This window comes from Pirellulales bacterium (assembly GCA_019694435.1).
In the GTDB taxonomy this organism is placed as follows: domain Bacteria; phylum Planctomycetota; class Planctomycetia; order Pirellulales; family JAEUIK01; genus JAIBBZ01.
In genome coordinates this window covers 504143-516959 of sequence record JAIBBZ010000001.1, presented here as the reverse complement: position 1 = coordinate 516959, position 12817 = coordinate 504143, and the positions used below count along the sequence as shown (strand labels likewise).

Genomic DNA, 12817 nt, shown 5'->3' with positions numbered 1-12817 from the left:
TCTCGACCACGGCATGCCGATGCCCTCGCGGCCGCGCGCCCCCACCGGCGCCGAGCGCGCGGGCAAACGTGGTCCCCGATGAACCGCCCCATGCGCCCCTTCGACAACTCACAAACCGGCCCGCCGATTCCCGGTCTCATCGGTTCCGGGCCCGCGATGCGCGAGGTCTACCGGCTGACGCGACAGGTCGCCCGATCGAAGGCCTCGGTGCTGCTGCTCGGCGAGACGGGCACGGGCAAAGAGCTGATTGCCCGGGCCGTGCACCTGCTGAGCCCCCGCAGCCAGGGGCCGTTCATCCGCGTCAACTGCGGCGCGCTGAGCGAGAGCCTGCTGGAGAGCGAATTGTTCGGCCACGTTCGCGGGTCGTTTACCGGGGCGATCGACAATCGCACCGGCCGCTTCGAGGCTGCGCACACCGGCACGGTGTTTCTCGACGAAATCAACAGCACCACGCCCAAATTGCAGGTCAAACTGCTGCGCGTGCTGCAGGAGAAGGAATTCGAGCGCGTCGGCGACACGACGACGATCCGCGTCGATACCCGAGTGATCGCCGCCAGCAACCGCGATCTGCTGGCCGAGGTGGCGGCCGAGCGGTTTCGCGAGGACTTGTACTACCGGCTGAACGTCGTGCCGATTCGGCTGCCCCCCCTGCGCGAGCGGCGCGAGGACATTCCCGAGTTGGTGAGCCATTTCCTCAACGTCTACAATGAGGAGAACGACCGCTACGTGGTGCACATCGACCGGCAAGCGCTGGCAGCGCTGCAGGACTATCGCTGGCCGGGCAACGTGCGCGAGTTGCAGAACTACATCGAACGGGCCGTCGTGATGGCGCCGGGTGACGAACTGACCTGCGACCTGCTGCCCGAGGCGATCACGAGCACCGCACCTTCGCCGCAGAACAATTTCCAGGGGGCCGACGTCGAATCGCTGACCGGGGCGCTGGTGCGACAAGGGCTGAGCGATGCCCACGATGACGAAGACGACCTGTACGGCAAGATTGTCACCCGGGTCGAACGCGAATTGATTGCCCAGGTCATGGCGGCCTGCGGCGACGTGCGGATCAAGGCGGCCGCCCGGCTGGGCATCAATCGCAACACGCTCCACAAAAAGCTCAAAGAGTTCGGACTCGACGACGAAGAACCCGATTCCCTCGACCGCGACGTGGGTTGATTCGCCATGCTCTCGGGCGTGCATATCTTTTGCTTCGCCGCCAGTTACGGCGTGGCCCTGGCGCTGGAAATCACCCGGCTGTTCTTTCGCAGCGGGATTCGCACCGCGCTGGTGCTGGGCTTCGGCCTGGCCGGCGTCGTGGCGCATACGCTGTTCTTGATCGGTCGGGCACAGGCCGGCGGCACGGCGCCCTTGTCGAGCAGCTTCGATTGGTACCTGATGGCGGCCTGGGTGCTTGCCGTGGTGTACCTGGTGATCAGTTGGCAATATCCGCGTGCCGCGGTGGGGGTGTTTACGCTGCCTTTGGTGCTGGCGCTGGTCGCGGTCGCCGCCTGCTGGGCCGATCGCGCGCCGTTTCCCGCCGACCGCGCGAGTTTGTTCTGGGGTACGGTGCACGGCGTGTTCTTGCTGCTGGGCACCGTGGCGGTGCTCGTGGGCTTTGCGACGGGGCTGATGTACCTGGCCCAGGCCTGGCGCCTGAAACACAAGCTGCCGCCGCGGCTGGGTTTTCAGCTCCCCAGCCTCGAATCGCTCGAGCACGTGAATGCCCGCGCAGTGCTGTTCTCGATCCTGTTGCTGGCGACCGGCTTGATCTCGGGCACCATCTTGAACCTGGTCAACCAGCACCGGCAATTGACCGCCATCGCCTGGACCGATCCGATCGTCGTGGCCAACGCATTCACGCTCGCCTGGCTGGTCGCGGCCAGCGGGTTCATCGCCTTCTACAAGCCGGCCCGGCAGGGGCGCAAAGTCGCCTACCTGACGATCGGCAGTTTCGTGTTCCTGGTGTTCTCGTTGACCGTCGGGCTGTTCTTCACCGAACATCGCGCCGTGCCGCACGACGCCAAGCCCGTGGCCCGAACCGGCGACCACGGCACTCTGTCGCGCGGAGGTACGACATGAACCTCCAACTGGTCGGGTGCAGCCACCACCACTCTTCGATCGCGGTGCGCGAGCGTCTGGCGTTCGATGCCCGCCAGGCGGCCGACGCCTTGGCCCGGCTGCGCGAGCGGTTTCCCGAGGTCGAGGCGGTGCTGCTTTCGACCTGCAACCGCGTCGAGCTGTACACGGCCGCCGAGGTGCCCGAGCAAAGCCCCTCGCACGAGCAGTTGGCCGAGTTTCTGGCCGAGTACCACGGGCTCGAGCTGGTCGAGGTTTTCGACGAGCTGTTCGAGCGCACGGGCGAAGAGGCCGTCAGGCACTTGTTCCTGGTCGCCGCGAGCCTCGACAGCATGGTGCTGGGCGAGCCGCAGATCCTCTCGCAGGTCAAGCAGGCGTATCAACTGGCCACCGATCAGCAAAGCGCAGGGCCCGTGACGCATGCCGTGTTTCAGGCGGCCTTGAAGGTGGCGCGGCGGATCGCGGCCGAGACGTCGATCAGCCAGAAGCGCGTGAGCATTCCCAGCGTGGCGGTGGCCGATTTTGCCCGGCAGATCTTCGAACGCTTCCACGACAAGCGGGTACTGGTGATCGGCGCCGGCGAGATGGCCGAAGAGACGCTCCGATATCTGCAGGACGAAGGCGCGCGCGAGATCACCGTGATCAATCGCAACCTGGCCCGGGCGCACGCCCTGGCCGAGCAATGGCACGGTTGGGCGCTGCCGTGGGAATCGCTGGGGGAAGCGCTGGTCGAGGCCGATCTGGTGGTCAGCACGACGGGCGCCAATCTGCCGATCGTCACGCTCGAGCACTACCGCCAGCTTGAACCACTGCGCTATCAGCGGCCGTTGGTCGTGCTCGACCTGGCCGTACCGCGCGATTTCGAGCCGGCGATCGGCGATTGCCTGGGCGTTTACGTCTATACGGTCGACGATCTCAAAGCCGTCTGCCAAGAGAACAAGGCCGCGCGCGACCAGGCGCTGCCGCGCGCCCTGGCGATCGTCGATGAGGAAACCGCGCAGTTCATGGCCGATCTGCGGCACCGCGCGACGGGGCCAATCATCCAGCGGCTTCGCGAAGGCTGGCAGCGCCCCAAGGACGAAGAGCTACGGCGGTTGTTCAACAAGCTGCCCGAACTCGACGACCGGGCGCGCGGCGAAATCAGTCAATCGTTCGACCGGCTGATCAACAAGCTCTTGCACCCGCCGCTGGAATCGCTGCGCGAAGAGACGCGGCAACCGTTCAGCTATAGCTTGCTCGACGCGCTCAAGCGGCTATTCCACTCGCACCTGTCGGAATAGCGCGTGCGAACGGCCGCGCAGCGCGGCCGGTGACTACACGGAGGGGAGCCAGCGACGCTGGCTCGGCGCAAAGAAACCCCCGCGAACAGATCACGGGGGGCGAACAGGCGATTCACGCCACGGCGAGCAGCGGCAGACTACTCTGCGTCGTCTTCTTCCTCTTCGTCATCCCAGTCCTCGTCGTCGTCCTCTTCGTCGTCGTCCCAGTCTTCATCTTCCTCTTCGTCGCCTTCTTCTTCGTCACCTTCATCGTCGACTTCTTCCCATTCGGCGTCTTCGAAGTCTTCTTCGTCTTCCTCTTCGTCCTCTTCGTCGTCCTCTTCTTCATCCCAATCGTCGTCTTCCTCGTCGCCTTCGTCCTCATCTTCCCATTCCTCGTCTTCCTCTTCCTCTTCTTCCTCTTCGCGCTTGGCGCCGACGAGCTGGGGACGACGAGCGCCGGGAAGACGGTCCGCGGCACCGCCCGCGGCGTCTTCACGCAGTTCATCCTCGGTGGCAATCTCGCGATCGAATACGACGGTCACAGCAGGCTCCTCTTTCAGTTCATGTTCAGCAGTGGGATCTTGCTCGGGTACATCGTCGGCGAGCCGCTGCGAGGGCTTCGCCCGAAACAATTCGGCGCGGGGCAATTCATCCAGATGTCGCAGGCCGAAGATTTGGAGGAATCGCTTGGTGGTTCCGTATAAAAAGGGACGACCTAACTCGGGTGACCTGCCGCAGATGCGGACCAGATCACGCTCCATGAGCTGCCGCAAAATTTCGCCACACTGTACTCCGCGAATCGCCTCGACGTCAGCCCTCAACACCGGCTGACGGTAGGCGACCACGGCCAAGGTCTCCAGGGCCGGTGTCGACAACCGCGTTTCGGCGCCGCCGGAGTGTAAACGGCGCAGCCACGGTCCGTAGGCCGTTCGCGACAGCAACTGGTATCCACCGGCGATTTCGGCCACCGAAAACGCCGTGGCGGTGCGGTCGTAAAGCTCGTTCAGCCGGCCGATTAATGTACGCGCTTCCGTCGCGTCCGCCAAGCTAGCCAATTGGGCCAATTTCCTCGCCGCAACGGGTTCCTGGGCAAGCATTAAGACGGCTTCGAGGCGCATCATGCGGGCATCGCGCAAGGCAGCCGCCGCCGGCGCCTTGCGGCGGGTTGCCGGCGCTGGCGCAGACGCCGCCCCGGCGAGCCAGAAACCACCCGGACGCTGGGTCCGCAAAGCCAACGGCTGCGCATAGCGCCACGCGACGCTGTGCAAAGCTTGCGCCACGGAAAGAGGACGATTCGCAAAGCCTGACGATGGCATTTGAAATCGCAGAGTTCGTGCATCGCGAGGGTCAGGGGGGAAACGTCAAGCTACGCCACGCCACCGCCGACGCAAGTGCCGCGCCGTGCGTGCGGCAAAGATTTCGCAGCGCCGAGCGTGGATCACTGCCGGCCGGCTGCGATCCAGGCTTCGACCTCGCGAACGACTTGTTGAATGGCCGCCAAGGGGTCGGCCGTCGTCGACTCGAAATGGCGCGTGGCCAGACCCTGGCGATCGATCGCCATCCGGCAATGGAAGTGATACAGTTCGCCGCCGGCGCCCCAGGTCTCCAGCTTGTAGTACGTCGCACCCCAATCGCGCAATTGCCGTTGCAAAGCCTGAAACGGATCGGCGTCGGCGGCCGACAAACTCACCGGAGGCTGGATCGCGCCGGGCGAATTGCCCTGTGCACGCTGCGCCTGGCCGCCGTGTGGCGGGGGCAAGGCGTCCGCGGTGTGCGACGCCAGGGCCAGCTCACCGGTGGCCGGTTGAGGCGCCGCCGCGATGGTCTCGGGTTTCAGAGTCGAGGGCGGATCAACGGCTGCAGGCGGCTCGAGTTCAATCGGCTCTTCGACCGACGCATCGCTCCAGGCTTTCTTGAATCGCTTGACGAAAGTTTCGGCCTCTTTCTGCCAATCGCAATTCACCAGCGGCCGGAACAGTTTCGAGACGGGCGCCCCGCAGATGGCCAAGGCAGGCAACGCCACCAGGCACAAAAGCATGACCAGCAATCGGAGCATGCCGCTCATGGGGACGCTGCGCATTCTCGTGGGATTGCCCGCCGATCGTCGGTCGGGCACGGTGCCAAGCCGCGAGATGATAAGACCGGCGACAACGACGAAGCAACGCCAGTCGTGCGGGGCCGGATCGCATCTCGACAACTGGACAGAAGGCCTGTCCCAGCAAAGGGTTGCGTAATGCATTCCGCTGCGCTCTTGCTGTCAGCGCCAAAGGCCGCCGGCATGGCCGGGGGTCTATAATCGCCGTTGTGATGAACGCCCGGACGATCTATCTCGACTACAACGCCACGACGCCCTTGGCAGCCGACGTCGCCGAGGCGATGGCCCGTTGCTACGCCGAGGGCTACGTCAACCCGGAAAGCCAGCACGCCCCCGGTCGCCGGGCGCGCGCTGCGCTAGAAGATGCCCGCGAGGGTCTGGCCCAGCTTCTGGGCGCGCAGATCACGGGCCGCGACGCCGACCGCTTGATTTTCACCAGCGGCGGCACCGAGGCGAACAATCTGGCGCTTTTCGGCCTGGCCGGAGCGCCGCCGGCGCGCGTGGTCGTATCGGCGATCGAGCACCCCAGCGTTTCGCGCGCGGCCGACGAATTGGCACGGCGCGGTCACCAAGTCGAACGGCTGCCCGCGGCGCGAACCGGCCTCGTCAAGCTCGAATCGATCGAGCAACTCGCGGCGCCCGATCCGCCCGGCGCGGTTCCGCGTCTGGCCAGCTTGATGCTGGTCAATAACGAGACGGGAGTCGTGCAGCCGGTGGCAGCACTTGTCGACCGGCTCGCATCGCTGGGAACGCTCGTGCACACCGATGCGGTACAGGCCGTCGGCAAGCTGCCGCTCGATTTTCGCGCCTTGGGCGTGGCCGCGATGACCGCCACGGCGCATAAGGTTTCCGGTCCGCGCGGCATCGGCGTGCTGATCGTGCGGGCCGGCGTGCCGCTCGAACCGCAGTTGTTCGGTGGCCAGCAGCAGCTCGGCCTGCGACCGGGCACCGAAGACGTGGCTCTGGCCGTGGGCTTCCATCGGGCGGTCGAATCGGCGGTGCAAAACCTGTCCGTAGAGGTTGCGCGACAAACGCGCTTGCGCGAGGAATTCGAGGCCCGACTGCGGGCCGGGGAACCGGAGCTGGTGATTCACGGCCTCGCGGCGGCGCGGGTGGGGAACACGACGAACGTGTCGTTTCCAGGCCTGGACCGGCAACAGTTGTTGCTCAAACTCGATCTGGTCGGAGTTGCCTGCTCGACCGGTTCGGCGTGTGCCAGCGGGTCGAGCGATCCCTCGCCGACGCTGGTGGCGATGGGCTGTCCCGAGGGGGAAATCGACTCGTCGCTCCGGTTCAGTCTGGGCTGCGCAACGACGAGCGAAGAAATGGTCGAAGCCGCCGCGCGTATCTTGAACGTTTGCCGGCAGTTGCGCAACGAAAAAACTGCGGCAAAAACGCCCGTTGGCGGTCGCTTCAACGGCTGAAATTCGGTATATTCAGCGGTCTGGTTCAGACCCTCGAACGATGCCTGTGGGACGGCCCTTGGCAGGGCTCTGCGGAGCCGCTTGCCGCGGTGTCCGCGGCTGCCCAAACGGGCTCGTCAAGTGAGAGGGCCTCGTCAGCTGAGAATGGACGGACCCTTGGCCATCGCAAACTCCGGCGTGTTTTCGCTGCCGCTGGCCGGCCCTTGGGCCGGTCCGTTCAGGCGCCGCGCCGTGTGGCCGCGCAGCGCCGCCCCGTCGGCGTCTGCTGCTCCTGCAAATGTTGCGACAGGGGTCGCTGCCACGGGGCCTGACGAACCGCTCGACGATTTTGTCGCCGGTCCTGAAAACCACGGGCTGCTGATTGCCCTGCGCGCCGTGTGCGGCAAGCCCTGGTGGAGCGGCGCCTTGGTGCTGCACGGTCCCAGCGGCGTGGGCAAGACGCATCTTGCGTTCGGCGTGTACGCCGCGTTTGCGCAGCAGCACGGTCTCGGCGCGACGGGCGACGAAGCCAGGCCGGTTGGCCGAGCCGGCACGCCGCGTGCCGTCTTGATTCGCGGTGCCGATTTCGCGCGGCAGTACGCCGATGCGGTCGAAACCAATACGACCGCCGCCTGGCGCAAGGATTTGCAATCCGCGGCGCTGTTGGTGCTCGATGACCTCGGACAATTGGCAGGTAAGGTCGAAGCCCAACAGCAGCTCTGCCAGATTCTCGACTATCTTTCGGCCCGCCGCCGGGCCATCGTCATCACGTCGTCCGCATCGCCGGCGAACTCGCGCGAGCTGTCGCCGCGGCTGCGCAGCAGGCTGGGCGGCGGGTTGGTGCTGCCGATCGCGCTGCCCGGGCCGGCCGCCAAGGCAGAACTGGTACGGGAGCTTGCCGAGCGTCGTGCGCTGCGGCTGTCGGCGGCGGCGGTCGAACGGTTGGCAGCCGGTCCCTGGACAACCTGCATGGAACTGCGCGGCGTGCTGATGACGCTCGACTTTGCCAGCAGCGGCATGATCGACGTGACGGCCATCGACAAGCTGCTTGCGGCGCAAGGCGCGAGCCGGCAAGTCAAACTGCCGGAAATCGCGCGGCTGTGCGCCCGGCGTTTCCACCTGACGCTGGCCGATCTGCGCGGCCCGAGCCGGCGCCGCACGACCTGCGCCGCGCGGCAATTGGCCATGCTGTTGGCACGCGAGGAAGGACCCTTCACGATGGCGGCCATCGGCCAATACTTCGGCCGTCGCGATCACACGACCGTGATGCATGCCTGCCGCCAGGCCGCGGCCGCGGTCGAGGCCGACCCAGTGCTCCGCGAAGCCTACGGCGAGCTGCGCACGGCCCTTCAGGCAACGGGAACAGGTCCATGAGCCGACCGAACCTGTTCTTTTACGCGACGTGCAAAAGTGGTCGATCGCTTGTCGCCGGCGCTGTTCGTGGTCCTCGCATGATCGAGTGTCGCACGCAACCACGGCTGTCCGCGACCCATCGATCGACAACCCGGTGGACTTTGCACCAACGTGATATCCCCACCCGATCTGGCGCGCTAAGTGCCTGGTCCTCAACGACTTTTCACAGGCCGACACACGGTTGTCGACACCCGCGGCCGGGCCATTACTACCACTACTCATTCTTATTCAGAACTACAGCAGCAACAGAGCAACCAACGACGAAACCCTTGGCAAGACCCGCAACGAACCCTGTCGACGCCTACGGCATGGCCCACGGTTCAGCGGCATCAGGCGGAAGAGTGAAGCGATGAAAATCACCTGCAGTCGAGAAAAACTGCTGGCCGCATTTCAGTTGGCCAGTCCCGTGGTCCCGAGCCGTAGTCCCAAGCCGATCTTGCAAAACGTCAAGCTCGACGTTCGCGGCGGCAAGGCCGAATTGCTGGCTACCGATCTGGAGGTGGGCATTCGCGTCGACGTGCAGGGCATCGAGGCCGCGGCCGAAGGCAGCGCGATCCTGCCCATCGGGCGGTTCGGCTCGATCTTGCGGGAAAGCAACGACGAGACCCTGCGGCTCGAGACCGACGGCACCGGGACGCTCGTTCGTGGCGAGCGTTTCGAGTTCCGCCTGCCGGCGGAGAATCCCGAAGAGTTTCCGGCCGTGATGGCCTTCAACGAGACCAAGTATCACGAGGTCTCGGCGCGGCTGCTGCGCGAGCTGGTGCGGCGAACGGTGTTTGCCACGGACAACGAAAGCAGCCGCTATGCGTTGGGGGGCGTGCTGCTCGAAATGCTGCCCGGCGAGATCATTGCCGTCGGCACCGACGGGCGGCGCTTGGCGACGATGCGCGGCCCGGCGCAGGCGGTGAACGGTCACGGCAGCGACGAGACGGCCCCAATCATCCCGCAACGCGCCATGTCGCTCGTCGAGCGCTCGGTGCAAGACGGCGACGCCGAAGTCCATCTGGCGGTGAAGCCCAACGGCGTTCTGGTGCGGACGCCGCGGGTCACGATTTTCTCGAGGCTGGTCGAAGGCCGATTTCCCAAGTGGCGCGACGTGTTCCCTGATCGGAACAATCGCCAGAAGATCGACCTGATCGTCGGTCCGTTGCACGCGGCCATTCGCCAGGCGGCGATCGTCGCGGCCGACGATTCGAGCGGCGTCGATTTCACCTTCGGCGGCGGACGGCTGCTGCTCACCGCGCAGGCGGCCGAGACGGGCCAGTCGCGCGTCGAGTTGCCGATCGCCTACGATGGCCCCGAAATCACGATCACGTTGAACCCCAAATTTTTCAGCGATTTTCTCAAGGTCCTCGATCCGGAAAAGTCGTTCGTTTGCGATTTGAAAGACGCCGAAGCGGCGGTTGTGTGCCAGGTCGACGATGGCTACAGCTACCTGTTGATGCCCCTGTCGCGCGACCGTTGAGCGGTTTGACTGGGGAGCATGCCGGCCGAAGCGTGGCGGTCGCGAGGATGAAGTTTGCCCCCCGCCGGCGGCCAGGCGTCGGGCCGCTCTAGACCGACGTCGAGAAACTAAGAGCCGACGCGGAAAGGAAGCCCAAATGTCGAACCGACCGCCGCAAGCGCTAGGCGACGTGCTGGGAGAGTTGTTCGCCCGTCGCGGATACGGCCGAGTGCAGGCGATGACGGCCTACAGCCAGGCCTGGACCGCGGCGGTAGGTGAGCGATTCGGGAAAGCGACGCGCGTGCTGGGCATCCGCCGCGGCACGATCGAGGTGATCGTGGCGAATTCGACCTTGGTGCAGGAATTGGTGTTCCAGAAACAACGCATTCGCGACGAACTCGCCCGACGACTCCCCGACGAACGCATCGTCGACGTGCGGTTCAAGGTGGGTGCCGTGCGCTAACCTCCCACCCCAAGACGGACTGGCGCTGGCTTGCGATGCCGGTCCTGCCGCGACGCGGGGAGCGAACTCCTCGCAAGCAAGATCACTGCCGAAATCCAGTCGAGTCTGAAGAAAGTCATGGCCAAGCAGAATTCCAACCCGCCGTCCGAGCCTACGCCTCCCGATCCGCAGCGGCGCGAAGCGGAGATGCTCGAATACCGCCGGGTCGAGCAGGAGTACAACGCCGAATCGCTCGAGCATTTGAGCGACCTGGAGCACGTCCGCGAACGGCCGAGCATGTACATCGGCGACACGTACAAGCGCGGCCTGCACCACATGGTCTACGAAGTCGTCGACAACTCGATCGACGAAGCGATGGCCGGCCACGCCCAGACGATCACCGTGACGGTCAACCCCGACGGATCGGTGACAGTCGAAGACGACGGCCGCGGCATCCCGGTCGAGGTGCACCCCGACCTGGGTTTTTCGACGCTGCAAGGCGTGATGACGGTGCTCAAGTTCGGCGGCAAGTTTTCGAAGGGGGCCTACCAGACGTCGGGCGGTCTGCACGGCGTCGGCGTGACCGTGGTGAATTTCCTCAGCGAATGGTGCGAGGTCGAAGTCCGCCGCGCCGGTCAGCTCTACCAGCAGGAATACCAGCGCGGTGTGCCGACCGGCGAGGTCCGCCGCGGCGGCGCCACCGACAAGCGCGGCACGAAGACCACCTTCAAGCCGGACCCGCTGATCTTTCCCAACACGAAGTTCGACGAGAACACGCTGCACGATCGGCTGCAGGAGCTGGCCTTCCTGAATCGCGGCGTGAAGATCACGTTCAGCGATCTGCGCTCGGGCACCAGCGAGACGTTCTGCTACGAGCGAGGGCTGTTGGACTTCATCACGTTTCTCAATCGCGCCGCCGAGCCGGTCCATGCCGACGTGATCTACGTCGCGGCCGAATACGACGGCGTCGGCATCGAAGTCGCGCTGCAATACAACACCGAGTACACCGAAAACCTGCACTCCTACGTCAACAACATCCGCACGATGGAAGGCGGCACGCACGTCGTGGGCTTTCGCACCGCGCTGACGCGCTGCCTGAACAACTACGGCAAGAAAGAGAACCTGTTCAAGGACCTGATTCCTTCGGGCGACGATTTCAAGGAAGGGCTCACGGCCGTCATCGCCGTGCGTGTGCCGCACCCGCAGTTCGAGGGCCAGACCAAGACCAAGCTGGGCAACAGCGAGGTCGAGGGGATCGTCAATTCGGCCCTGGGCGACTTCTTGAGCCGCTACCTGGAAGAGAATCCGAAGGTGGCCAAGATCCTCGTGAACAAAGCCATGATCTCGGCCGAGGCCCGCGAGGCGGCCCGCAAGGCCCGGCAGTTGATTCGCGACCGCAAAGGCGCGCTGTCCGGCGGAGGCTTGCCGGGCAAGCTACGCGATTGCACGAGCCGCGAAGTCGAACGCTGCGAACTGTACCTGGTCGAGGGTGATTCGGCCGGCGGCAGCGCCGAGGGCGGCCGGCTGCGCGAGTTCCAGGCGATCCTGCCGCTGCGCGGCAAGATCATCAACGCCTACAAGTCGCGCGACGACAAGGTGCTGTCGAACGAGGAAGTGCGCAGCATGATCGCGGCGATCGGCTCGGGCATCGGCGAAGACGCCGACCTGGCCCGGCGGCGCTACAACAAGGTCGTGATCATGACCGACGCCGACGTCGACGGCTCGCACATCCGCACCCTGTTGCTGACGTTCTTCTACCGGCAGATGTACCAGTTGATTCTGGGCGGCCACGTCTATGTGGCGCAGCCGCCGTTGTTCCGCGTGGTCAACAAGAACCGCGTGTCGTACGTGCAGACCGACGAGGAGATGCGAGCCCAACTGCTCAAGCTGGGCCTGGCCGACGCCGTGTTCGAGCCGGGCGACGGTCGCAATTTGGCCGGCGCCGACATGGAGCGGCTGTGCAGCACGCTCGCGGCGATGGAAGACGCGCTGGTCGCGCTCGAGCGCCGGGGCATCAGCCTGCGGTCGCATGCGCAGCGTCTCGACCCGCAGACGGGCGAGCTGCCCGTGTTCCACGTCTATCACGGCCCGCGCGAGCACTGGTTCACGACGCGCAAGCAGCTCGACGAGTTCGTGGCCCGGCTCGAGCAGGAGAGTGGCAAGCAGATGTCGGTGAGCGACGCGCCGGCCGCCACGAATGGCCACCTCGAAGATGCCGCGTCGAAACTGCACGTGGTCGAGCTGCACGAAGTGCGCACGATCAACAAGCACCTGGCCGAATTGCGGGCGATGCAGTTCGACGTGCAGGCGCTGATTCCGCAGGATCGGACGGGCGTTGAAGAGCCGCGCTATGCCCTGCGGCGCGGCGATTCGAGCAAGGGCTTGGAAGACCTGCGCGGGCTATTGGCGGCGGTGCGCGAATCGGGCGAGCGCGGGCTGCAGATCACGCGGTTCAAGGGGTTGGGCGAAATGAACGCCGAGGAATTGCGCGAGACGACGCTCGACCCGGCCAACCGCGTGTTGTGCCAGGTGCGCATGGAAGACGCCGCCGCGGCCGACGACATGTTCCGCGTGCTGATGGGCGACAAGGTCGAGCCGCGCCGCGAGTTCATCGAAAAGCACGCCCTCGAAGTTCGCAACCTGGACGTGTAGGCTGGAAGTGGGGCCGGAATCGAGCCGTCCACGACG

Annotated in this window: 10 protein-coding genes; 8 read left to right on the top strand and 2 right to left on the bottom strand. The window is 65.4% G+C overall.

Annotation, left to right across the window (positions count from 1 at the left end; all coding sequences use genetic code 11):
- Positions 1-90 precede the first annotated feature (90 nt).
- The 3 genes from K1X74_02025 to hemA are packed head-to-tail and all read left to right on the top strand — an operon-like array spanning position 91 to position 3350.
- Entirely contained in the window at positions 91-1170 is a 1080-nt protein-coding gene (locus K1X74_02025) for a sigma-54 dependent transcriptional regulator (GenBank protein MBX7165104.1), read from the top strand.
- A gap of 6 nt (positions 1171-1176) precedes the next feature.
- On the top strand, positions 1177-2073 hold the full coding sequence (locus K1X74_02020) for a hypothetical protein (protein MBX7165103.1): 897 nt from the start codon (positions 1177-1179) through the stop codon (positions 2071-2073).
- Positions 2070-3350 carry a glutamyl-tRNA reductase gene (gene hemA, locus K1X74_02015; GenBank protein ID MBX7165102.1) on the top strand — a complete coding sequence of 427 codons (1281 nt, stop codon included), beginning with the start codon at positions 2070-2072 and terminating at the stop codon, positions 3348-3350. Before K1X74_02020 ends, hemA begins: the two co-directional genes overlap by 4 nt.
- A gap of 137 nt (positions 3351-3487) precedes the next feature.
- Here hemA and scpB read toward each other — a convergent pair whose 3' ends face one another.
- Positions 3488-4453, bottom strand: coding sequence for an SMC-Scp complex subunit ScpB (gene scpB / locus K1X74_02010; GenBank protein ID MBX7165101.1), 966 nt, complete (start codon positions 4451-4453; stop codon positions 3488-3490).
- A 317-nt stretch (positions 4454-4770) separates the two neighbouring features.
- Complete coding sequence (locus K1X74_02005; protein MBX7165100.1) at positions 4771-5397, bottom strand: hypothetical protein; 627 nt, start codon at positions 5395-5397, stop codon at positions 4771-4773.
- Positions 5398-5639: 242 nt separating this feature from the next.
- Here K1X74_02005 and K1X74_02000 point away from each other — a divergent pair, with 242 nt between their 5' ends.
- The 5 genes from K1X74_02000 (at position 5640) to K1X74_01980 (ending at position 12781) form a co-directional block, all read left to right on the top strand.
- Positions 5640-6851 (top strand): cysteine desulfurase, encoded by a 1212-nt coding sequence (locus tag K1X74_02000; GenBank protein ID MBX7165099.1) that lies wholly within the window; start codon positions 5640-5642, stop codon positions 6849-6851.
- Positions 6852-7007: 156 nt separating this feature from the next.
- A complete protein-coding gene (locus K1X74_01995; GenBank protein ID MBX7165098.1) occupies positions 7008-8204 on the top strand; it encodes an AAA family ATPase in 1197 nt (398 codons plus the stop codon).
- A 388-nt stretch (positions 8205-8592) separates the two neighbouring features.
- Positions 8593-9708, top strand: a complete 1116-nt coding sequence (gene dnaN / locus K1X74_01990; GenBank protein MBX7165097.1) for a DNA polymerase III subunit beta — start codon at positions 8593-8595, stop codon at positions 9706-9708.
- 136 nt (positions 9709-9844) lie between these two features.
- A complete protein-coding gene (locus K1X74_01985; GenBank protein ID MBX7165096.1) occupies positions 9845-10150 on the top strand; it encodes a DUF721 domain-containing protein in 306 nt (101 codons plus the stop codon).
- Between the two features lie 117 nt (positions 10151-10267).
- A complete protein-coding gene (locus K1X74_01980; GenBank protein MBX7165095.1) occupies positions 10268-12781 on the top strand; it encodes a DNA gyrase subunit B in 2514 nt (837 codons plus the stop codon).
- The last annotated feature ends 36 nt before the right edge of the window (positions 12782-12817 follow it).

Bases quoted from the DNA above. Each gene is read 5' to 3' on its own strand.
- K1X74_01980 (MBX7165095.1), top strand. From the start codon at position 10,268: ATGGCCAAGCAGAATTCCAACCCGCCGTCCGAGCCTACGCCTCCCGAT.
- K1X74_02000 (MBX7165099.1), top strand. From the start codon at position 5,640: ATGAACGCCCGGACGATCTATCTCGACTACAACGCCACGACGCCCTTG.
- K1X74_02020 (MBX7165103.1), top strand. From the start codon at position 1,177: ATGCTCTCGGGCGTGCATATCTTTTGCTTCGCCGCCAGTTACGGCGTG.
- hemA (MBX7165102.1), top strand. From the start codon at position 2,070: ATGAACCTCCAACTGGTCGGGTGCAGCCACCACCACTCTTCGATCGCG.
- K1X74_02025 (MBX7165104.1), top strand. From the start codon at position 91: ATGCGCCCCTTCGACAACTCACAAACCGGCCCGCCGATTCCCGGTCTC.
- scpB (MBX7165101.1), bottom strand. From the start codon at position 4,453: ATGATGCGCCTCGAAGCCGTCTTAATGCTTGCCCAGGAACCCGTTGCG.
- K1X74_01985 (MBX7165096.1), top strand. From the start codon at position 9,845: ATGTCGAACCGACCGCCGCAAGCGCTAGGCGACGTGCTGGGAGAGTTG.
- K1X74_02005 (MBX7165100.1), bottom strand. From the start codon at position 5,397: ATGAGCGGCATGCTCCGATTGCTGGTCATGCTTTTGTGCCTGGTGGCG.
- dnaN (MBX7165097.1), top strand. From the start codon at position 8,593: ATGAAAATCACCTGCAGTCGAGAAAAACTGCTGGCCGCATTTCAGTTG.